The following is a 21,299-nucleotide window of genomic DNA, read 5'->3' on the forward strand; positions in this document are numbered from 1 at the left end:
GCAAATCGCCTTTATTGAATTCACGACCCGACGCGGCGCTTCGTTGGTGATGACGATTATCGGCAGCCGGGCCCGTTCCGGCATTGCGGTCAAAAATCGGCGCGTTGCGGAATCGGCAACGCCGGGGCGAATGAGGATGGCCGGCGGCGAGTAGAATCGGCAGGTCGTCATCTTTCACCGGTCGAGGCGCAGCGCCATGCTAGATATCCAATGCCTGAAGGATTTCCTTGTCCTTGCGCGGCTCAAGCATTTCGGCCGCGCGGCCGACGAGTGTCACGTCACCACGTCGGGCCTGAGCCGGCGAATCCAGGCGCTGGAGTTCTGGCTCGGCGCGCCTGTCTTCCATCGCGCGGCAAACGGTGTCGAGCTGACCGACGCCGGCCAGCGGTTGCAGGCGGTGACGGCGGAGGTCGTGTATGCGCTCGAAGGCGTCAGACGCACCGTTCGCGCCAATGCCGCCGGGCGTCGCGAACAGGTCCGCTTCGCCGCGCCGCACATCATGTCGGTCGTGTTCTTTCCCGGCTGGTTTCCGATGCTGCATATGCAGTTCCGGCGCACGCGCTTTTCCGTCGCGTCGGATCATCTGGCGTCGTGCTTCGCGTTGCTCGACCAGGGCGAGGAGGATTTCGTCGTATTCCTGCTCGATCACGCGCAGGGGGTGCTGGACAAGCTGGGCCGCTCGCTGGATTCGACCGACTATCGGATGCTGAAGGTCGGCGAAGAAGCGCTCGTTCCCGTCTGCGCACCCGACGACCGCGGCCGCCCGCTGCATTCGCTGAGCGGCCCGCGGGACCGCGAAGTGTCGCTGCTCGGTTATAGCGACGAATGCTCGCTCGCATGGGTACTCGAAAGCCGGCTCGCGACCCTCGACGGCCTGCCGGTGCTCGTGCGCCGTCATGAAAACTCGCTCGCCGACGGGTTGCGCGGCATGGCGCTCGCAGGGCTCGGCGTCGCGTGGCTGCCCGCCACACTGGTCGCGGACGACTTACAGTCGGCGCGCCTCGTGCGTGCCGCCGACGAGCACTTCGACATCGCGATGCAGGTGACCTTTGCGCGTCGCAGAGCGGCGCTGAACGACAGTTCCGAGGCCCTTTGGCAATTTCTCGAGGCAGGCAGCCGTACCCGCGCCGACGCACGGGTCGCGCGTGAAGCCCGGCAGGTCGCGTAACACTCCACCGATGCGGAATCCGCAACGGACTCGAATCATCGCGCAACCACGGCGCGGCGCGCCGTCGCCATACTGGTGCCTCTCGAACCTGGATCCCGGAGCACCGAACTATGAAACGACATGCGTCCTTTCGCGGCGTCCTGACGCCGGTGATCACGCCATTCACGGCGACGCTCGAACCGGATCTGCCGCGCCTTGTCAGGCAATGCCGCTGGCTGCTCGCCAATGATGTCGGCCTGGCGGTGTTCGGTACGAACTCCGAAGGCAATGCGTTATCGACACGCGAGCGCGTCGCGCTGCTCGAAGGACTGGCCGGCAATGGCATCCCGATGCACCGCGTGATGGCCGGCACGGGCGCGTGCTCGCTCGACGACGCGGTAACGCTGACGCGCGCCGCCGTCGAGCTGGGCTGCGGTGGCGTGCTGATGTTGCCGCCGTTCTACTACAAGGAACCGAGCGACGCGGGCCTGTTCCGCTTCTATGAGCAGACCATCGCACGGGTCGGCGACGACCGCCTTGCCGTTTATCTGTATCACATCCCGCCGGTCGCAAAGGTCGGCTTTTCGCTGACGTTGGTTCAGCAATTGCTGGAACACTTTCCGGGCACGGTGCGCGGTATCAAGGACACCGGCGGCGATCTTGCCTATACGCAAGCGTTGCTCGCGAACTGCGCATCGGACGATTTCGATGTCTTCGCCGGCAGCGAAACCGAGCTGGTCACGCTCATGGAAGCGGGTGCCGCCGGCTGCATCAGCGCGACGGCCAATGTGAACCCTGCGGGCCTGGTCGACTTATATCGCAATTTCACGCATGCGGATGCACGGAGCCGCCAGCAACGCGCCAACGCGGTCCGCGCGGCGTTCGCCCGCCATCCGATGATACCGGCGCTGAAAGCGGCACTCGCGTTTTATCTCGACGATCCGTCACTGTGTCATGTACGGCCACCGTTCGTCGAGTTGGCGCCCGATGCACAAGCGCAGTTGATCGCCGAACTGCAGGCACTGGATTTCAATCCGCGTTGCGTGCCGGCGGTCGCGGAATCCCCGTTCAATTCCAGTCTCGTTCATTGAGAGTCGATCATGGCATTCAATCCGGCAGAGTTGTCGCTGCTTGCCCCCCTGCCTGCCCCCTTTACGCCGACTGGCCGGTATCGGGCAGTCGTCGTGCAAGGCGGCTTTGCGTTCGTCAGCGGGCAATTGCCCCGGGTCGACGGTGAATTGCGCTACCGGGGAACCGTCGGCGTCGATTTGTGCATCGAAGAAGCACGCGATGCCGCGCGGCTGTGCGCGAGCCATTGCCTGGCCGTTCTCGATCGCGAGCTCGGCGGGCTGCATCGGCTGATCCGTATCGTTCGCGTCACCGGCTATGTTGCGTGTCACGCGTCGTTTTTCGACCACGCGGATGTGATCGACGCGGCATCCGACTATCTCGTCGGCGCGCTGGGCGATGCCGGCGCGCACAGCCGTACGTCGATCGGCGTCGTCTCGCTGCCGCGACATGCACCGGTCGAGCTCGACCTGATCGCCGCCATCCAGCCGTGAGGACGCTACCTTGCCCATGCTCCCTCCATTGCCGCTGAGCGAAATCGAAGTCAGGCAGATCCGTGCGTCCACGCCGGCAGCCGAGGCGTTCGTGCATCTCAATCATGCGTCCGCGAGCCTGCCGGACAACGCGACGCTCGATGCGCTGCGCGGCTTTATCGACCTGGAGGCGCGCGTCGGCATGCATCGCGCGCTTGAAACGATCGACGCGTCCGTCGCCGAGCTTCCGCAGGCTGTGGCTTCGCTGCTCGGTGTGCACGCCCGGCAGATCGCGATCTGCGAATCGGCTTCGCGCGGCTGGGCGCTTGCGCTCAGCGCCGTGGCGCCGCGTCGGCGCCTACAGGTATTCGTGTCCGCGCACGAATGGGGCGGCAATGTGAACACGCTGCTTGCGCAACCGCGCGTGTCGATGGAGCAGATGCCCGGCGCGCCGCACGCGTCGTGGGACGCGATCGTGCATCAAGCGCTCGAGCAGCGCGATCGCGATGCCGTGCCCGTCGTGTCGTTACCGCTGATCGGCAGTGCGCGCGGTGAAGTGCATCGTCTGGACGGGGTGGCGAGCGCCGTTCGCGACGCTGGCGGCTGGCTGTTCGTCGATGCCAGCCAGGCCGTCGGGCAGATTCCGGTGAACGCCGAAACCCTCGGCGCCGATGTGCTGGTGTTCCCGGCCCGAAAATGGCTTCGCGGCCCGCGTGGCGTCGCGGCGCTCTGTCTGTCGCAGCGCGCCCTTGCCCATTTCGAAGCGCCCGCGATGCTCGATACCTACGGGGGCTGCACGACGCGTGTGCCGGCCAGCGGCCATCTTGCCGTGCGCTTCGCCGACGATGCCAGACGCTTCCAGCTGTACGAGCATCATCCTGCGCTGCGGCTCGGAATGCTGGCCGCCGTTCGCGCGGTGCAGGACATCGGAGTCGAGCGAATACATGCGTACACCAGGAGCCTGTGTGAGCGACTTCATGCGGAACTCGATGACCAGTGGGATTGCGTGCATCTTGATCGTCCGGCCAGTGGATTGCTGTGCGTATCGTTTGCGGGCGTTGATGCCGCCCAGCTGGCGGAGCGGCTATGGCGACGCGGCATCAACACGGCGTGCGTGACGACGTCGCGCTATGCACCGCTCGCGTACGACGGCGAAAATAGTCCGGCGGGCGTGCTGCGTATCAGCCCGCATGCGATCACGCTGCCCGAAGAAATCGACCGTCTGCTTGTCGCGCTGCGCGAAGAGTGCCGGCTGCTAGCCACAGTGTGAACAGGCCCCAGGCCTGCACGCGAGTGAATTCTCTATCACAATAGACGCCACCATGACCCTTTTGCTCGATACCACGATTCCTCGCACGCTGACCGAACTGGTCGAGCGCTTCAGCAAAATGCCGGCGACCCGCATCGAAGCGTGGGTGTTCGACGATGCGCGATCACGCCAAGCCGCGCGGCAGCAGCTTGCGGCTGCCGGCGTGCAAGCCACGTTGCGCAGTGCGTACAAGCCGCTTCTGCATTTTCTGCTGGAGGAAGTCGACCCAAGCCGCTTGACGGACATCGCGATTCAAACGCCCGCCGGCGCGGAGCACCGCTTCAGGCTCGAGGCGTTTCCGCTCGCGGGCCTGTTGCCGCACGCAAAGCTCACGTTCAGCGAGGGCTCGGATGCCACGCATTACGTCGTGACCGTGCCGGGCTCGACCTATCGCGTGTTCGCGCCCAACACTCCGCAGCGCTCGCCTTGCGGTTGGCTGCGGGTGTGGCAAGGCGACCGGCTCGAACAGGATGGTCCGCTCGTCACCGAGTTCGAAGCCGCCTATGCGGTCGCGATCGAGGCGATTCGCAACCACGCGTGGCCACAACGAGCGCCCTTCTTCGAGAAGCTCTGCATCGATATCGAAACAGGCGGCATCGAACACCGGCTGCCATACCACGACGAAGGCATCAGCACGCGCGAGGCGCTGCACGAGGATCTGTATTTTTCCGTGCTGGAGTTTTTCCAGGCGCGCGCGGGCGTGCCCCTCGGCGACCGGACGCTGCAGCCCGGACAGATCATCCCCGAGATCGTCGAGAGCGCGGGCGCCACGCGTGTGCGCGTCAGCTTGCGTCCGTACGACACGGCTGCCGAGCCCGTCGTCGATACAGCCCACCCGGGCGCGGCGGAACTCGATGATGCCGATCGACCGTTGACGCTCACGCAGGTCGACGCACAGCTTCGCAGCCTGAACGGCGTGCCCTTCGGCGCAGTGAGCCGCGAAGGACGCCCGGTCACCGGCATTCATGTCCGGGGCGGGTTGCCGGGCCTGGTCATCTCGGCAGGACAGCATGCGAACGAAACCTCAGGCATCGTCGGCGCGCTGCGCGCCGCTCACATGCTGAAGACGCGTCACGATGCCCACTTTGCGCTCATTGGCGTCGAGAATCCGGACGGCTATGCGCTTCATCACCGGCTTCGCGAGCGCAATCCGCATCACATGCTGCACGCGTCGCGCTATACGGCGCTCGGCGACGATCTCGAAGCGCGGCGAGCCGAACCATTCGGCGAAATGGCCGTTCGACTCGACGCGATCGAGCGGACGCAGGCCGGCCTGCATATCAGCATGCACGGCTATCCCGCGCACGAATGGACGCGCGTGTCCTCTGGCTATATTCCGCAAGGCTTCGAGCACTGGACGATTCCGAAGGGCTTCTTCCTGATCCTGCGGCACCACAAGGGCCTTGACGGCATCGCGTTCCTGGAGGCGCTCACCGCGCAACTCGCGACGTCGCCGGAACTCGCGGCTTTCAATGCGGAACACCTGCGGACCTGGCATGCACACGCCGGCGAGATGCCGTATCCGGTTCTGCATGGCATCCCGTGCATGATCATGGAAGACCACCGGTCCACGGTGCCGTTTACGCTCGTCACCGAATATCCGGATCAGACGATCTACGATTCGGCTTTCCGGCTCGCGCACACGACGCAGGCACGCGCGGCCAGCATCGCGGCGGATCTGTATTGGTCCGGACTGCTGGACGCCACGGGGTCAGCGCGATGAGCCAAGCCTGGGCAATTGTCCCTTTTGTGCCTACTGGGGGTGACCTTGATTTTGATGCTTTTTACAGGTGTAGCCCGATCCAGGCGTGCCAAGGCTCAGCGCTCCGCCCCCAAAATAATAACCAATTAAATCAAACACTTCCTGACTGGTCATTCTAGCGTTCCTCAACACCTCTTCGCCAAGCCCCGGCCGACGGCCGCATGAGGGGAATGAACAAGGTAAGCGTAAATTGCCATCATAAGCCTTGAAGTTATAAAGATGGCGCAGATCATTACAATTCTGGGTAGTAGTGTCCGATTTTCTCGCGCTAATCTGAACGGCCCTCTGCGATCCGGACGATCCGCATGGCTACCCTTGAACGCACCGCGTACCCGCGCTTCCCCGAGGTTCTGGCACCCCGGGAACTGCAAACCGGCTACACGCCACTGCCCGACGAACTCGAATGGGTACGCCGGTCAACGCGCGGTGAGAGACCTCGCCTAGGCCTGCTGGTGCTGCTGAAGGTCTTTCAGCAACTGCACTATTTCCCGCCGCTCGACACTATTCCGATCGCCATCGTTGGTCACGTTCGGCAGCCGCCGATATCGGCGACACCGTGCAGTTCGGCTACGACACCACGTCGTCTCCAACGCTCTTTCGGCATTACACCGCGGTACGCACGAGGCTTGACGTGAAGCCGTATTACGGCACCGACGCGAACACAATCGCGACACGAGCAGCGCACACGGCGTCGCTGACAATGGATCAGCCAGTGGACATCATCAACGCAACGATCGACGAGTTGATCGCGCGCGATATCGAGCTGCCGCCGTTCTCGACGCTCGACCGGCTGACCGAACAGATCCATGCCCGGGCGCAGTCCCGACTCTTCAAGCGCGTCACGCGACGCCTGACCGATGAACAGGAACTCGCGCTCGACCGGTTGCTCGCGCGCGATCTGTCGAGCCGGCAGACTGCCTACAACCGCATCAAGCGTCACGCGAAACGCCCATCCCGGCAGCATCTGGATATGCTGATTGACCAGATCACCTGGCTCGACGAACTCGGGGACTTCTCACTGGCCATCGCCGGAATCCCGGCGTCGAAGCTGCGCTCGCTCGCGCAGCAGGCGATGGCGCTCGATGCATCCGCGCTCAAGAACGATACGCTCCGGAGAAGCGCTACACGCTGATCGTCACGCTGCTCAACCGCATGCGCGTGCGCGCTCGCGACGATCTCTCCGACATGTTTGTACGGCGCATGGGCGCCATCCACAAGCGCGCGAGCGACGAGTTGGACGCAATTCAACGCAAACAACGTGATCAAGTCGAAGATCTCGTAGGCTTGCTTGACGGCGTAGTCGACATCCTCGCCGACGAATCCGACGAGACAGCCATCGCCAAGGCGGTCAGAAAGCTGCTCGCACCGAAAGGCGATCTGGAGCCGTTGCGTGAGAGCTGTGCGGCGATTCGCGCGTTCAGCGGCCGCAACTATCTGCCGCTGCTCTGGAAGCACTTCAAGGCGCACCGCTCGGTCATGACGCGTGTTGCCCGTACGCTCGATTGGGATTCGACCAGCCCGGTCCGCACGCTGCTGAACGCACTCGACGCGGTGCTGGAGAACGAATCGCTGCATCGGGAGTGGATCGATGCGGACCTCGATGTGAGCTTCGACGCGCCGCGGTGGCGTAAGCTCGTGCGGCGCTCGCACGGCGATTGATTGCCGACCAATCGCCGGTATCTCGAGCTCTGCGTGTTCTCGTACATGGCCGAGGAACTGCGGGTCGGTGATCTGTGCGTATCGGGCTCCGATGCGTACGCCGACTATCGCGACCACCTGCTGCCGTGGCGGCAATGCGAGCAGCAGTTGCCGGACTACTGCGACAAGCTCGGCATGCCAACGACCGGCAGCCACTTCGTGCGTCATCTTCGTCAATGGCTGACAGACGCCTCCAGCAAGCTCGATGCCGAATTACCGCGCAAGCGCGAGCACGTCGTGATCGACCGTCACGGCGAGCCGATCCTGCGCAAAACCGTCGCGAAGGAGATCCCTGCGAGCGCGATCGCTTTGCAGGAGCGGCTAAACGCCCGTCTGCCGACGCGGAACATGCTGGACATCCTTGCGAACATCGAGCATTGGACCCATTTCACGCGGCACTTCGGGCCGTTGTCTGGGAGCGACCCGCAGATTCGGAAAGCCGCCGAGCGCTACCTGCTGACTATTTTCGCGATGGGCTGCAATCTCGGCCCGACTCAGGCGGCCCGCCATCTCGACTCCGATGTAACCGCGCACATGCTGTCGTTCGTCAACTTGATGCAAGTCGCGCTGTCGATTCAGGCGGGCACGATTTCGTCGCCGCTGCTGCTGCGTCGGCTCGGCTCCGAAAGCCGCAAGAACCGGCTGTACCTCGCCGCGCGCGAGCTGAGGTGCGACGCGCCAACTGCCAGGGTGGCAACCGCGTTCCACCACTACAACGATTCGCATCCGCACAGTGCCCTGAAGTACCGTTCGCCACGCGAGTTTCGCCGGCAAGGAAATTCTCCAACCCATGCGTGACGGCGTGTCCGGTCATGCGGGGGCAAGTCCAGTCATAGCCTCGGTATTCCCCCATCGGGACCTCATTCGCGATGTCCGGTGTCGCTGACCAGATACTTTGCGCGCGCAGGCGGTGACGCTGTGACAGCGGCACGCGATGTGCTGGAATCAACCGCGCATCATCTACGGAAGTGACGGCAGACTGTGTGACTGGTATTTGGCCTTTCCGTTCAGCCGAGTCACCTTGAGCTAGCGGTCGGTCGCAGCGTCGCGACCGACCATTCAGCCGTGCACTGCTAGGCACTCACGCTGCGGCCTGCATTGCGGAACGGAAAGCGTGCGTTTCAGTAGTATGAGCGCCAGATGGGCAAAATCTTGTGCATCGAGATGCGTGGGGAGTAGAGCATGTCGAACTTTCCCTTTCTTCAACGGTTGCGCCCGGCTGGTGTGCGGTCGGTCCGCTTGACCTCCGGACTGGTACTGTTCACCTACGTGGGCACGCACCTCCTGAATCACTCGCTGGGGAATATCTCGCTCGCATGGCTGGAGCGTGATCTGCTCGTGCAGAAGTTCATCTGGCAGGGATGGCTTGGAACGGTCGTGCTATACAGCGCGCTGGTGACGCATTTCTTCCTGGGCCTGTGGGCTCTGTACGAACGGCGTTCATTGCACTGGACGCCGGGTGAGGTCGCGCAACTCGTTCTCGGCTTGTGCATACCGCCGCTGCTCGCCAACCATGTTGTGAACACACGAGTCGCCTTTGCTGAATTCGGCCTGAACAAGGGTTACGCGCAATTGCTGTACTCGTTCTGGATCGATTCACCGTTCTTCAGTCGTATTCAGCTGATACTGTTGGTGGTCGCCTGGCTGCACGGGTGTTACGGCATCTGGTTCTGGCTACGATTGAAACCCTGGTTCGCGGCGTGGCGGAGTGTACTGCTGAGTGCTGCCGTCCTGCTCCCCGTGCTCGCGTTGCTAGGCTTCTTGCAAGGCGGACGCGAAGTGATTGCGCTCGCGCAAGATCCAGCCTGGCGCGCCGCGGCGACTCGGCCGACGATCATCGGAACGGGATCGCAAAATCTTTGGCTCGCAAAGCTGCGTAACGACTTTTTGCTCTTCGATGGTGGTGCGGTGCTGCTGGTGCTCGCCGCACGACTGGTGCGCACGGCGCGGGAACGCTGGGTCGGTCGGCTCTGCGTTCGGTATCCAGACGGGCGAAAGGTCATCGCACCGCTCGGATTTTCGGTGCTGGAGGTTAGCCGCATCGCGGGCATTCCCCACGCCAGCAGCTGTGGTGGCCGGGCCCGATGCACCTTGTGCCGGGTACGTGTGCTCAGCGATATGCCGCTGCCTGCGCCTGCCGAGGCGGAGCGACGCGTTCTAGAGCGGCTGGGAGTCGATTCGCAGACCGTGCGCCTTGCCTGCCAGTTGCGGCCGACCCATGATCTCTCCGTGTGGCCGCTCGTGCCACCGGCGGCATCAACGGCCTTCTTGCAGCGGAGCCAGCGGGACGTCATCCCACAAGAGCGGTTCGCTGCGTTCATGTTCGTGGATATGCGGGATTCCACAAGGATTGCGGCGGCACAACTCCCGTTCGACAGCCTGTTCGTGGTGAGTCGCTTCCTGAGTGCGGTCAGCGCTGCGGTCGTCGAAGCGGGCGGCCTGCCAAACCAGTTCATGGGGGACGCCGTGCTCGCGATATTTGGCTTAAACAGCGAGCCGTCCACCGCCTGTCGTCAGGCGCTCGGCGCGGTGCCGCTGGTGGCAGCAAATATTGACGAACTCAACGCTGCACTCGAGCAGCATCTGAAAGCGAAAATCCGGTTTGGTATCGGATTGCATTGTGGCCGGGCGGTAATGGGTGAGATTGGTTTTCGCGAGCATGTCACATTCACTGCAATTGGTGACCCATTGAACGTGGCCTCGAGACTTGAACAGTTGACAAAGGAGATCGGTTGCGAGGCGATCGTCTCAGAACAGGTCTTCCAGCTTGCCGGCGTTTCAGCCGCAGCCCTGCCACGGCTTGCCGCACGCGTGCGAGGCCGCGATGACCTGGAGCCCGTGCGCGTACTGTCCAAGGCAGCCCAGATGCCCCGGACCTGACCACGCCCTCCGGGCCACGTTCACGACCCCACGTCGTGTTGCTTGACATACCCTAGTCGATGGCCCCTGATTGGCTGCGGAACGTGAGCCATTCATTGCCAGCGCGTAAACGATCGACAATCTGCGCACCGGCGATGCGAGCATCGGGAATAAATTCGGGGGCGCGCCAGTATCAAGGCTGTCGCCAAACCATTCATCGCATCGAACGGGCGGGCGGCCAACGTCCACATTCTGAAAAGCTAGATTGATCATGCCACAGCCTAGTCATACCACCTACACACGATTCGCGATCGTCATGCATTGGTCAGTGGCGATCCTGATCCTTGTAAACCTGTCGATCGGAATCTACATGGATAGGTTTCCTCACAACTCACCGAGCTTCAACGGCATCCTGTTCTATCACGCCTCGATCGGCAGCCTGATCTTCATGCTAACTGTGCCACGCCTCGTGTGGCGTGCGACGCACACGCCAGCGGCGCTGCCGGACAGCGTTCCAAAGTGGCAGGCGCAAATCGCGGGCGCGCTGCATGGCGTGCTGTACTTGCTACTGTTCCTGGTGCCACTGACCGGTTACGTGCATCGTCTTGCGGGCGCACACCCGGTAAGCTTCTTTGGCCTCACGGAGCTACCGGTGTTCATTGGCCGCGACGAGCCGTTGCGGCTGCTGACCGACACCCTGCACCGCGCGCTAGTGCTTACGCTTGGATTGCTGCTAGTTGGGCACGTCGTCGCCGCACTGAGGCACAAGTTCGTCAATCGCGACGGCGTGGCCGAGCGGATGGGGATCTGAGCGGCACGAGGCAACCGTTAGAGACGGTTTCATAAAGACTGCGCGGCGCGCCAAGGGTATTCCAGCAAATCAGGCAGCAACCGAGTTTGAGGAACGCGCCGTGACTGTCAGCACGGCGCTCGAAACGAATACGGAGCCGACGGAGGTGATGCAGTCAGGCATGCGTGCGTTCAACGACCCAGCGATAATTTCCCAGGCCGCTGTCGTGCTCGGTACGGCGCTTGACGTTCACCGGCTCGATACCGCGACTGCGCAACGCTCGTCGATGTCGCTCGGAGTCGTAACCGCGATCGGCGTAGACCACACGCGGTCTCTGTATTGGGTGATCGCGCAATCAGCGAACCGGCGGAATCGCGTCGATCAGCGGCAGCAATTGCGTGACGTCGTTGACGTTCGCTCTGGTCAGGATCGCGGCGAGCGGGAGGCCGTTGGCGTCGGTGACGATGTGGTGCTTGGAATCGGGGCGCGCACGATCAGTAGGATTTGGCCCAGTTGTTGGCCCGCCCCAATGGCGCGGATCGATGATGACTCGACGGCCGTTCGCGAGAAGCCGATCTGGCCTGCTATTCGCAGCTTCGCGAATAGCAGCTCGTGCAAGCGGTCCCACACGCCGGCGGCCTGCCAGTCGCGTGGCCGTCGCCAACACGTCACGCCCGAGCTGCCCCCATCTCGGCAGGCAGGTCGAGCCACCGCAGTCCGGTCGTGAGAACGAACAAGATGCCGGTCAGCGCGGCGCGATTCGAAACAGGCAAGGGGCCCGGGTTCTTCTCGCGCCGCGGCTTGGATGGCAACAGTAACGGATCGATCAGCGCCAACAGTTTGTCGTCGAAGATTGGCTTGCCCATCTCCTCGATCCTGTTGTTACGTCGATCGAGGTTAGCAAGTTGCGTTGCGGGCTAGCAGCCCCGACGAAGTCTTTTTGAAATCGTTTTTAAGCCAAGCGGCTGCTCCAGAACAGCTTGCTGACGGTCGGAGCAACAGGCTGAAGGGCAGCAACCGGTTGGTTCCTGCCCGATGTATCGTGTTCGCAGACAGCAAACCTCCATTTAGTGCATCCAGCAGAGTCCGGCCAGCAGTTGACTGTCGCCAACCGCCCGCCGATGTTGATTGACGGGCCGTTTCCCGACACCGATATTGCCGGGACCTAGTGTTTGTCCGAGATTCGGCTCGCGAAACACGGGCGATTAAAATCCAGCTGATGGGTCATAGCCAACCGCTTCCAATTCCCTCAGTTCGTTGATGAGTTGCCGGTGCGTGACCGGTCCCTGCGTCCTCACGAACGGATAATCGCTGCACTGTTGCAGTGTCAAGGTAGGCGCGGCGAATACGCCGGTACCTGCACCGGCAGCCAGTCACGTGATCGTGGCGAGGCAACGCGTAATACGGTTTATAATATGTATTCCTGATTACTTCTATGAGGGATGGCGAGGAAGATTCGGGGGCGACCACTCGCCCCCTTCCAATGCGTTCCTGCATCACCTCCCCGTATACACAAGCGAGTTTAAGCGCTCCAACGAGCCGTCCTTCTCCGCCTGTATCAATTCCTGACGGACCTCTGCGCGTGTTTTTCCGACCGGCGCGACACGACTTGTCGTCACCACCGATTGCGGCGCTGATGGCAAGCCCGCTTGCGACATGATCGTCGCGTCGTTGCCCGACGCGCCCGGTGCAACGCTCTGCTCTGCTGCGTTGAGGTGCGACACGCCAACCGCCAGGGCGGCAAACGCGATCCACGTAAGGTGTTTCATGAAAATCTCCGCTTGGTCTACCGGGGACCCCGCAACGTCCTGCCCGTCGTGATCGGGTCGTTCCGCGCGGGACCGCCACGCCACGCCAATCGCAGGTGCCTGACGCCTATGAATCAGCTGGACGTGTACCTGTTAAACCTGCAGAGCCGGTGTCTTATTCCCACCTACTCACGCTTGCCTTCACCGCAAACAAGTGGGAATAGGTCGGTCCGGACCTCGGTATTCCCCCATCGGCACCTCGTTCGCGACGTCCAGTGTCGCCGCCCCGTCAGCGCGCACCCTCTGCGGAAGCGATGCCCGCCAGAGCGAGGGGTATCTGGCCTTTCCGCTCGACCTGGGTCACCTTGAGATAAAGGTCGAGCGCTCCGCGCAGTCGCGGCAGAGCGTCGACCACGTCGCGATCACCATAGACAGCTATCGCTGGCGCCTCGGTCTCGTGCGCAGCGAAGCGAAGTTCGATGTGCTGGAGCAGCGCCTCGCGGCTGCGGCGGCGATAGATGTCCCGACGATCACGCGCGAGGTCAATGCCGACGGCGCGCCGCATCCGGATGCCGGCCGCGTACGCGAAGAAGTTCACCGGGAAGTATGCGCATCGCAACATCACGGGCGAGATCGGCCGCAACCTACTGCAGGATGCGCCGAAGGCATTGCGGACGCGATCGCCGACGTCGAGCGGCTCTGAGTGCGGGCCGACCATCCTCGAACCACCGAACCGGCGCGCCGCACGTCGCCGAAGTCGACGTGCTACACACGCAAGCCACATGACGATCGCGTGACGCAACGACCGCTGAACCTCGTCGACAGCACGCGGATGTAACGATCTGACGACTCGCGTACCGAACGCGTGTCTGCGGCAAACAAACCGGGAATAAATCTCCGGCCCGACCAGTAAACCGTCGTGAAGGCGCCGGCTTATTACTGGGCGATCCGGCCGTCCAGATCCCTCTCTCGCTTGCGAGGACACAATGTCGACTCAGAACCCATCCAATCCGTCACGCCGGAGAGCCTTGAAGTGCATGGCCTATGGCGGGCTCGGGACGCTGTTCACGCTGTCGGGCGGCGTGCTCATTCCGATCGACCTCACATTCGCACAGGAAACCAACGCGAAGCCCACGGACATGGGCAAACCGCTGTTCCTGCAGATCAGCGATACGCATATCGGGTTCAACAAGGAAGCGAATCCCGATGTCGCGAGCACGCTCAAACAGACCATCGATCTCGTCAACGACATGCCCGCGAAGCCGGCGCTCGCCATTCACACCGGCGACATCACGCATCTGTCCAAGCCGGCCGAGTTCGACCTCGCGTCGCAGCTCCTGTCTGGCTTGAACGTGCCGGAACTTCACACTGTCCCTGGCGAGCACGATGTCACAGACGGCTCGGGCGCCGAGTATTTCAGCCGGTTCGGCAAGGCGTCGAGCAATCGCGGCTATTACAGCTTCGACCATGAAGGCGTCCATTTCGTCAGCCTCGTCAACGTGATGCACTTCAAGCCGAACGGGCTCGGCAGCTTCGGCGAGGATCAGCTCGCGTGGCTGGAGAAGGATCTTAAGGGCAAGTCGGCAAGCACGCCTGTCGTGGTCTTCTCGCACATGCCGATGTGGACGATCTACGAGCCCTGGGGCTGGGGCACCGGCGACGCACCGCAGGCGATGGAATATCTGAAGCGCTTCGGCTCGGTCACCGTGCTGAACGGCCATATCCACCAGATCGTGTCCAAGGTCGAGGGCAACATCACGTTCCATACCGCTCGCTCCACCGCGTTCCCGCAACCGACGGCCGGCAACGGCCCCGGCCCGGTGCCGCTAACGGTTGCCCGCGACCAGTTGCCCAAGATGCTGGGCGTGACCACCGTCGAGTTCGCCGGACATCCCATGTCCTCGGCCCTGCACGAAACGACCATCGTATAACCCAAGAGGAGCCAGTTATGAAAATGATCTCGTCTTCAAAATTGATCGCCGGCATGCTGTTTTGCCTCGCTGCGTCCGGGGCAAGCGTCACCGCGTTCGCGCAAGGCCCAGGCAACTCGCTTGTTACGATCAAGAATTTCATGTTCATGCCGATGTCCACTACGATCAAGGTCGGACAAACAATCACGTGGAAGAACCTCGACGGGGAACCGCACACCGTCGTCAACGATGCGGGCGTCTTTCATTCGAGCGCGCTGGACCAGAACGACACGTTCTCCTACAAGTTCGACAAGCCGGGGGTCTACAAGGTCCTTTGCGGAATTCATCCTTACATGAAGGAGACGATCACCGTCGAATGACGTGAATCGAGGAGGTTCGTGTCGGGCGACGCTCTGCGCAAGTGCGAAGCGTCGCCCGATTGCACATCTGGCGCCCGGTTTTTCGCACCCGCCGCGGGTTTGGCTATCGATTCGATCGCGTGCCCGCCTGATTCGCCATCAACGGATTCTTGCTCGTTTCGCCGAAACGCAACCACGTCAGGAGCCGGCACCGGCGCGCAGGTTCATGACGAACCCATCGAGCGCGCCGGCACCCGCATCCGTCACGGCCCAGTAGTTCATGCGCCCGTCGCTCCAGTGCGCGAGGTGGTAACCCAGCCGCTCGTACACGCGAGGCGCCTCGCCCGCATCAGCGCCGGGCCAAACGTAGAGGTTAATCGGATGCAGCTTGTAGCGATAGACCATCACCGCGACGGCCCGTCCGTCCAGATAGTCGAGCCGTCCGCCGATGAGCGGATAGCCGACCCGTGCCAGATCCAGCACAGGTGGCGCATAGTCTAGCTTGCCGTCGAACCACGGCTTGACCGTGTGCCGATCGGTCGAAACGACATCCACGAGATGATTGACCTGGAGCGAGCGCACGTGGCTGTCAACGAGTTCGGTACCGAGCCGTACATCGGTCGACGGGATCGACAGGTACAGCGCGCCGCTCCACGCGAGCGCAACCGTGCTCACGACCACCGCGCCGGCCGGCGCCCAGAGCGACGCGCCGCGCGGCTTGCGCGCCGTCAGCCATTCCGCGGCACGCTGGAGTAACGTCCTGCGCAGCCCGATGCCGAACCTGATCCGCGCGTGCAGCGTGTCGGGCGCGACGAAGCGCAGGTCCGACGATTTCAGCAGCACGCTCACGCGCTGCTGCGCCTGAAGCATCAGCCGGCATGCGTCGCACGCCGCCAGATGCCGCTCGAACGCGAGGCTCTCGGAGAGACTAAGCTCGTTGTCGAGATAGCCTGCCAGCATGTCGTGCGCTTCCCGATGATCCATCACGCCTCCTGACCCGCATGCACGAGTATCGCGGCGAGCTGTCGGCGCCCGCGTCCGAGACGGGACATCACCGTCCCGATCGGCACGCCGACGATGCTCGCGATTTCCTTGTACGAGAGTTCCTCGAGCTCCCTCAGCACGATGACCTCCCGGTGTTCGACGCTCAGGCTGTCGAGCGCGCTGACGACATGCTCGCGATCCTGGTCGCGCATCATCAGCGTCTCGGGGCTGAACAGGCCCTCGTCGCTCAGTTCCGGCGCATACGCATCGTCGTCGCACGACAGCGATTCCGCCGCGAGCCGCTTGTGCTGCCGATACAACGTGTAGAACGTGTTGCGCACGATGCACAGCAGCCACGCGCGCGCATCATCGCCGTCGAACCGGTCGATGAAGCGAAACGCCCTGATGTACGCCTCTTGCACGATGTCCTGCGCGTCCTGGTCGTTACGGGCGAGCCAGCGGGCAAGGTTGTATGCGGAACGCATGTGGGGAACCATCAGTACCTCGAAACGCCTGGCCGTCGTTTGCTCGTTCATGCTGAACCTGGATCGTCGCTTGATCGAAACCGCACCTGCATATGAGGTAACCGTCGACGCACGATTTCTATTCCCGTCCGTGCGGGAATTGCGTGCGAAATGTGCGACCGGCTTCAGGTGCCGCGGCAATGCCGGTCGATGCTTCGGAAGTTGTGCCGACATACGGATTCCGTAGCGGCCGGACGGGACGGCAATATCATGAAAACGAGTGGAATAAATTCGCGCGGCGCCGGTAAACACACTGAATCCTCAAGGAGCGTGCCCATGCTTCGCCGCCTGCAATTCAGTTCCGGCATCGTGATGTTGACCTACCTCGCGGCCCATCTTTTCAATCACGCCATCGCTCTATGGTCGCTGCATGCGGCCGGTGTTTACCTATCAGCCATCAAATGGGTGCTGTACAGTCCGCCCGGCACCGCCGCGCTGTACGGGTCGGCCGCGACGCACTTCTGGCTCGCGTTGCGCTCGCTCTATCTGCGACGCTCGTGGGCGATGACGCCGATCGAATGGGTGCGGCTGTTCGCTGGCTTGAGCCTCCCGCTCCTGCTGATTCGCCATGCCGTCGCGACGAGGCTGGCGGCATCGCTCTATGCGTTTGATCCCAACTACGACCGCGTGGTCGTCTCGCTGCTGACCGCCGGTACGCAGGGTTTGCAGATCGCGTTGCTGGCGCCCGGCTGGGTGCACGGCGGCCTCGGCTTGTGGTTCCGGCTCAGGCAATACCCGGTCGCGCAACGCGCGAAATCCGTGCTCGTCGCGATCTGGATCGCCGTCCCGATGCTTTCCGCCGCGGGGTTCCTGAAGATGCTGTACGTCGAGAAGCACATGTTCGGCGCGCTGCCCGCGCTCGATCCCGCGCTAGCCCTGCATCGGCAGTCGCTTGAGTCATGGCGGCACGGGCTCAACCTCGGCTATGTGGGTCTCGTCATTCTCTCAATCGCCGTCGGCCACACGAGAAACGTGCTGGAAGCAAGACGCGCGACTCATCGGCCGGCTGGCTGAAGCTCGCCCGCACGAAGCACGCCGGTATCGCCTCGCAGACATCCCGTCTATCACGGCAATCAACGCACGCGTTCGACGATTCGCGCGTGACGTTGCGACCGTTCGCGCTCGTGTTTTTTGATTCTTCATCGCGTTCACACAAACGGAATAAACATGCGCGATGCGGAGTTCAGCAGGTGTAGCACTCATCATTTCTGTCAAGGAGATCGACATGAACAAGCACCTGATGATCGGCGTTTCCGTTGCGGCTTTCAGTCTTGCCGGCTTTGCTGTGCATGCATCGGCACAAGAAAGGACACGCGCCGAAGTACGTCAGGAATTGATCGAGGCCGAAAGCCAAGGCTTGCGCTTCGTGACCGACACTTCGTATCCCGACGTGAGCCCGCTCTTCAGGCAGCAGGCCGACCAGATGAGGGATCACGCCGAATCCACAGAATCCGCCGGAATGGGCCGCGACGCCGCTGCGTCGGCCGATGCAGGTAAGCGTGCGATCGCACCGTCGACGGGCGCGCCCGCCACATGTGTCGGCCCCGTCAGCTTCTGCTCGACGTATTTCGGTAGCTGACGTGATCGCGTCTTTCTCGTTTCACTTTCCGTTCGCCCTGTCCTTCCGGGAGCATCATCATGAAATATCACATCGCACTTCTGGTTTGTGCAGCCGTGTTTTCCGGCCAGACCGCAATTGCGCAGACTTCCACGCCACTGACTCACGCACAAGTACTGGCGGAACTCTATCGGCTGGAAGCGGCCGGCTACAACCCCTCCGCCGGCGATCAGGGTACGTATCCCGACGACATTCAGGCAGCGGAAGCCAAGGTCGCCGCGCAGCAAGCCAATCAATCGACGCCCGCCACCGTCGCGCGTGCGCCGCGGCCCGGCCTGCCCGAACCGACTGTCAAGTGAGGGTGTGTGTCGCCGCGACGGAGGAGACGCCGCATCACGCGACGAATGTGGCACGGACGCGCCAAGATGGCCGTCCGTGCCACTGTATCGACACACAGACCGAACAACGTGCGTCGCGTGGTGCCCCGCTCGTTTCCACGCGACTCGTCACGCCAAGGCAGGCGCCGAACCGATCGGAGCGACACATGTGCTTACAGATGCGCGCCGAAGAACGGCGCGAGCGTCGCAGCGGGCACCGGCGAGTTTGAGCCTGTGGGGCTGATGTTGCCACTAACTGTGGCATTCGAAGGCTGCTTTGCTTCGCCAACTGCCGTTCGCCTCTCACGCGTTCGAACGGCCCAAGTGGGTCGTCTGCCGCCACCTGGCGGATGCGCCCCACGGGTCGACCGGAGGTAAGACCGGGGCCGCTAGAGCAAGTCGTACGGTGCGAGAAGCGGGATAGACTGATAAACAAGCGGCCACGACACAGTGTCGAATGGCGACCGTTCATCGGCGCGCTCTCGCCCCGATCAGCGGCGTACGCACTGAATGTCCTGTCGGCGCTATTTCGCTGGCTGGTCGAGCAGCGCTACGTGCTGGCGAATCCGTTCGCCGGCGTCAAGGTCAAGGGCCACGCGCCGCGCTCCGGATTGGACGTGTCGCGCGGTTTCTCCGAGGGCGAGTGGCTGCTGATCCGCACACTTGCCGACGGCCTCGAATGGTCCTACGGCTGGAGCGTGCCGGCCGCCCAGCGCGTGCGGTTTCTGCTGGACTTTGGCTATGCGACGGGCCTGCGCGCCGGTGAACTTGTCGGCGCGACGCTCGCCGATATCCGTCGGGATGAGCACGGCGATCACTGGCGGCACGTGCTCGGCAAGGGCGGCAAGCGCGGTAAGGTTGCGTTGCCGACGCGCTCGAGGACCAGCGGCCCGCGACGGCCGAGAAGCTGCGCCGCGCGAGTCCGCACTGGATGCGGCACACGCACGCCTCGCACGCGCTGGCGCGGGGCGCCGAGCTGATCATGGTGCGCGACAATCTGCGCCATGCGTCGATCTCGACAACGTCGACCTATCTGCACAGCGACGAAGTGCAGCGAGCGCGGCAGTTCGACCAGGCGTTTGCCGCACGGGACTTCAAGCGGTAGGCCGTTTATACCGACCTCCGCATAAGCCGCGAATTTTCATAACTTCGCGGCTTATGATAGGAATTTACGCTTACCTTGTTCGCCCACCATATAGGGAGGAGGGGTATCTATCAGATCACTGCAAGGCGAAAGCTTCGAGCGGAAATGGCCGGCGTCACAAGCCAATGCTGGCGCGTTGGGTCGAAGGACGCGCCCGCTCGCTCTGACGGCCGGGCGCGATCGCGCGGCAACGATAGTGCGGCGGCATCGGTCGTCAGGATTCGATGCCGCCGCCTATTTCGTCAGATTACGAATAGCAGTGCGGCAAAGACTGCATAGAGCCACCCGACATGCGTGAGCTGCCGGCTGCGCACCCGCGTTGCGCGGAACGACCACTGCAGAAAGATGATGGCCAGTGCCGTGATGCACGCGGCAAGAATGGACGGCGTCGCCAGATGCCACGGGGTGAAGAACAGGCCGAACGCCGTGGGGATCGTCGCCTGGATCATCATCGCGCCGCTGATGTTGGCCAGGGCCAGCCGCTCCTTGCCTTGTCGCACCCAGATCACCGCGTTCATGATTTCGGGCAACTCAGTTGCGATCGGGCTGAACAGCAAGGCGGTGAGCTGCGGGCTCAGGCCGAGCCACGGGCCGACGGCTTCGATCTGGCGGACGAACAGATGAGACGCGGCGAAGATCACCACGACCGCGCCGATCACCTGCAAGGTGACCCAGAACATGGCCGGATTCGCATCGCGCGGGCGCAGTTTCAGCGGTTCGAGGTCTCCGTGTTCGTCGCCGTCGCCTGAAGCGCTCAACTCCTTCCAGCAATACACCGCGTAGGCCGCGAGAAACGCCAGACCGAGCACGGGCTTGAAGCTGAACAGGACGAGGCCGAGCCCGATCTTGACGACAAAGATTGAAAGAAACCAGAGTTGGTCGCGACGAAGGCGTTTCGTGTTGGCGTCGATCGCGCCGCCCCGCACTTTGCCGACGCGATGTGCGGTGGCCAGCAACGCGACGCCGACGACCGCATAAGCGACCGTGCTTAGCGCGAGCGGTCCGCCGATTGCAGCACCGACGCCGATTTCCTTCTGGGCCGGCGAACTGCCGAATGCAACGGCCACCAGCGTAACGACGCTTTCAGGAAGTGCCGTGCCGAACGCGGCCAGAATGGTGCCGGTCGCTGTCTGCGTCAGATTGAGCTTCTGGCCGAGCCATTCGACGCCATTGACGAACGTTTCGCACGAGAAATAGATGATGCCGGCAGCGGCGACGAGCAGAGCGAAGGTCAGGATCATGACGGTCGCCCCGGAATGATGATGTGGGGTGCGAGCAGCACTTGTCGTTCTCCACGAGCCGGGCCAATGAACCAATGACGTCGCCCTTCGCCCGGCTCGGGTGGAAGGGAAACGTCAAAGGTCTCGTCAGGCCGTGGAAAGGCTGCCGACGCCATGGCATGGGATGCCAATTATGTTGACGGCGGCGCTCTGCCGAGGATGGCAAAGCAGACTACTCCCCTAAGACGGCTTCGATTATAACGCGCTATCGCGCCGATAGGATGTCATCGCGGTGACAAAGGTAGATCGCCACGCAAGCGTGTGCGGGCACATCCGTCGCGGACGGCGTCAGCATTCGCAGATCCGGTA

18 protein-coding genes, 6 pseudogenes and 1 riboswitch are annotated in these 21,299 nt (G+C 62.9%); of the genes and pseudogenes, 17 read left to right on the top strand and 7 right to left on the bottom strand.

Annotated elements, in window-relative coordinates; all coding sequences use genetic code 11:
• Positions 1-196: 196 nt before the first annotated feature.
• The 5 genes from G3N94_RS08170 (at position 197) to G3N94_RS08190 (ending at position 5,720) form a co-directional block, all read left to right on the top strand.
• Positions 197-1,168 carry a LysR family transcriptional regulator gene (locus G3N94_RS08170; protein ID WP_205791821.1) on the top strand — a complete coding sequence of 324 codons (972 nt, stop codon included), beginning with the start codon at positions 197-199 and terminating at the stop codon, positions 1,166-1,168.
• A gap of 110 nt (positions 1,169-1,278) precedes the next feature.
• Complete coding sequence (locus G3N94_RS08175; protein WP_205791823.1) at positions 1,279-2,238, top strand: dihydrodipicolinate synthase family protein; 960 nt, start codon at positions 1,279-1,281, stop codon at positions 2,236-2,238.
• Positions 2,239-2,247: 9 nt separating this feature from the next.
• Positions 2,248-2,709 (top strand): RidA family protein, encoded by a 462-nt coding sequence (locus tag G3N94_RS08180; protein ID WP_205791825.1) that lies wholly within the window; start codon positions 2,248-2,250, stop codon positions 2,707-2,709.
• A 16-nt stretch (positions 2,710-2,725) separates the two neighbouring features.
• Positions 2,726-3,958 (top strand): aminotransferase class V-fold PLP-dependent enzyme, encoded by a 1,233-nt coding sequence (locus tag G3N94_RS08185; RefSeq protein WP_241021698.1) that lies wholly within the window; start codon positions 2,726-2,728, stop codon positions 3,956-3,958.
• A gap of 52 nt (positions 3,959-4,010) precedes the next feature.
• Entirely contained in the window at positions 4,011-5,720 is a 1,710-nt protein-coding gene (locus G3N94_RS08190; RefSeq protein WP_205791827.1) for a hypothetical protein, read from the top strand.
• 30 nt (positions 5,721-5,750) lie between these two features.
• Here G3N94_RS08190 and G3N94_RS42920 read toward each other — a convergent pair whose 3' ends face one another.
• Entirely contained in the window at positions 5,751-5,873 is a 123-nt protein-coding gene (locus tag G3N94_RS42920; RefSeq protein ID WP_277398525.1) for a hypothetical protein, read from the bottom strand.
• 191 nt (positions 5,874-6,064) lie between these two features.
• On the opposite strand from G3N94_RS42920, the pseudogene G3N94_RS43160 reads away from it, so the two are divergent.
• From G3N94_RS43160 to G3N94_RS08210, 5 genes and pseudogenes are all read left to right on the top strand, one after another.
• Positions 6,065-8,009 (top strand): annotated as a pseudogene (locus tag G3N94_RS43160) (DUF4158 domain-containing protein); the annotation flags it as partial.
• Between the two features lie 3 nt (positions 8,010-8,012).
• A pseudogene (locus G3N94_RS43165) lies at positions 8,013-8,068 on the top strand (hypothetical protein); the annotation flags it as partial.
• Positions 8,069-8,123: 55 nt separating this feature from the next.
• Positions 8,124-8,255, top strand: a pseudogene (locus tag G3N94_RS08200) (IS3 family transposase); the annotation flags it as partial.
• Positions 8,256-8,639: 384 nt separating this feature from the next.
• Complete coding sequence (locus G3N94_RS08205; RefSeq protein WP_205791828.1) at positions 8,640-10,337, top strand: adenylate/guanylate cyclase domain-containing protein; 1,698 nt, start codon at positions 8,640-8,642, stop codon at positions 10,335-10,337.
• Between the two features lie 250 nt (positions 10,338-10,587).
• Entirely contained in the window at positions 10,588-11,127 is a 540-nt protein-coding gene (locus tag G3N94_RS08210) for a cytochrome b/b6 domain-containing protein (protein WP_277398527.1), read from the top strand.
• 58 nt (positions 11,128-11,185) lie between these two features.
• Here the strand turns inward: G3N94_RS08210 and G3N94_RS08215 are convergent.
• From G3N94_RS08215 to G3N94_RS08225, 3 genes and pseudogenes are all read right to left on the bottom strand, one after another.
• A pseudogene (locus G3N94_RS08215) lies at positions 11,186-11,972 on the bottom strand (IS5 family transposase); the annotation flags it as partial.
• 339 nt (positions 11,973-12,311) lie between these two features.
• Positions 12,312-12,479 carry a DUF4148 domain-containing protein gene (locus G3N94_RS43170; protein WP_205791889.1) on the bottom strand — a complete coding sequence of 56 codons (168 nt, stop codon included), beginning with the start codon at positions 12,477-12,479 and terminating at the stop codon, positions 12,312-12,314.
• Between the two features lie 123 nt (positions 12,480-12,602).
• Positions 12,603-12,875 (bottom strand): DUF4148 domain-containing protein, encoded by a 273-nt coding sequence (locus tag G3N94_RS08225; RefSeq protein WP_205791830.1) that lies wholly within the window; start codon positions 12,873-12,875, stop codon positions 12,603-12,605.
• A gap of 361 nt (positions 12,876-13,236) precedes the next feature.
• Here G3N94_RS08225 and G3N94_RS42285 point away from each other — a divergent pair.
• The 3 genes and pseudogenes from G3N94_RS42285 to G3N94_RS08240 form a co-directional block, all read left to right on the top strand.
• A pseudogene (locus tag G3N94_RS42285) lies at positions 13,237-13,557 on the top strand (alpha/beta hydrolase); the annotation flags it as partial.
• Between the two features lie 283 nt (positions 13,558-13,840).
• On the top strand, positions 13,841-14,785 hold the full coding sequence (locus G3N94_RS08235) for a metallophosphoesterase (protein ID WP_205791833.1): 945 nt from the start codon (positions 13,841-13,843) through the stop codon (positions 14,783-14,785).
• 17 nt (positions 14,786-14,802) lie between these two features.
• Positions 14,803-15,144 (top strand): cupredoxin family copper-binding protein, encoded by a 342-nt coding sequence (locus tag G3N94_RS08240; RefSeq protein WP_205791835.1) that lies wholly within the window; start codon positions 14,803-14,805, stop codon positions 15,142-15,144.
• A 177-nt stretch (positions 15,145-15,321) separates the two neighbouring features.
• On the opposite strand, the gene G3N94_RS08245 is transcribed toward G3N94_RS08240, so the two are convergent.
• Both G3N94_RS08245 and G3N94_RS08250 read right to left on the bottom strand, forming a co-directional pair.
• Positions 15,322-16,107: an anti-sigma factor gene (locus G3N94_RS08245; RefSeq protein WP_205791836.1), complete on the bottom strand. Its 786-nt coding sequence runs from the start codon at positions 16,105-16,107 to the stop codon at positions 15,322-15,324.
• On the bottom strand, positions 16,107-16,643 hold the full coding sequence (locus G3N94_RS08250; RefSeq protein ID WP_205791837.1) for a sigma-70 family RNA polymerase sigma factor: 537 nt from the start codon (positions 16,641-16,643) through the stop codon (positions 16,107-16,109). Before G3N94_RS08250 ends, G3N94_RS08245 begins: the two co-directional genes overlap by 1 nt.
• A 138-nt stretch (positions 16,644-16,781) precedes the next feature.
• Between G3N94_RS08250 and G3N94_RS08255 the strand changes: the two genes are divergently transcribed.
• From G3N94_RS08255 to G3N94_RS08270, 4 genes and pseudogenes are all read left to right on the top strand, one after another.
• The gene (locus G3N94_RS08255; protein ID WP_241021688.1) at positions 16,782-17,645 is read left to right on the top strand and encodes a hypothetical protein; all 864 of its coding nucleotides are present in this window, start codon (positions 16,782-16,784) and stop codon (positions 17,643-17,645) included.
• Between the two features lie 211 nt (positions 17,646-17,856).
• On the top strand, positions 17,857-18,210 hold the full coding sequence (locus tag G3N94_RS08260) for a DUF4148 domain-containing protein (protein WP_205791838.1): 354 nt from the start codon (positions 17,857-17,859) through the stop codon (positions 18,208-18,210).
• A gap of 59 nt (positions 18,211-18,269) precedes the next feature.
• On the top strand, positions 18,270-18,548 hold the full coding sequence (locus G3N94_RS08265) for a DUF4148 domain-containing protein (protein ID WP_205791839.1): 279 nt from the start codon (positions 18,270-18,272) through the stop codon (positions 18,546-18,548).
• 455 nt (positions 18,549-19,003) lie between these two features.
• Positions 19,004-19,671: pseudogene (locus G3N94_RS08270) on the top strand (tyrosine-type recombinase/integrase); the annotation flags it as partial.
• A 281-nt stretch (positions 19,672-19,952) separates the two neighbouring features.
• On the opposite strand, the gene G3N94_RS08275 reads toward G3N94_RS08270, so the two are convergent.
• Complete coding sequence (locus G3N94_RS08275) at positions 19,953-20,951, bottom strand: sodium:calcium antiporter (RefSeq protein ID WP_205791840.1); 999 nt, start codon at positions 20,949-20,951, stop codon at positions 19,953-19,955.
• Between the two features lie 49 nt (positions 20,952-21,000).
• A riboswitch (yybP-ykoY riboswitch) is annotated at positions 21,001-21,183 on the bottom strand.
• Positions 21,184-21,299 lie beyond the last annotated feature (116 nt).

This window comes from Burkholderia sp. Ac-20353, assembly GCF_017104785.1.
Classification (GTDB): domain Bacteria; phylum Pseudomonadota; class Gammaproteobacteria; order Burkholderiales; family Burkholderiaceae; genus Burkholderia.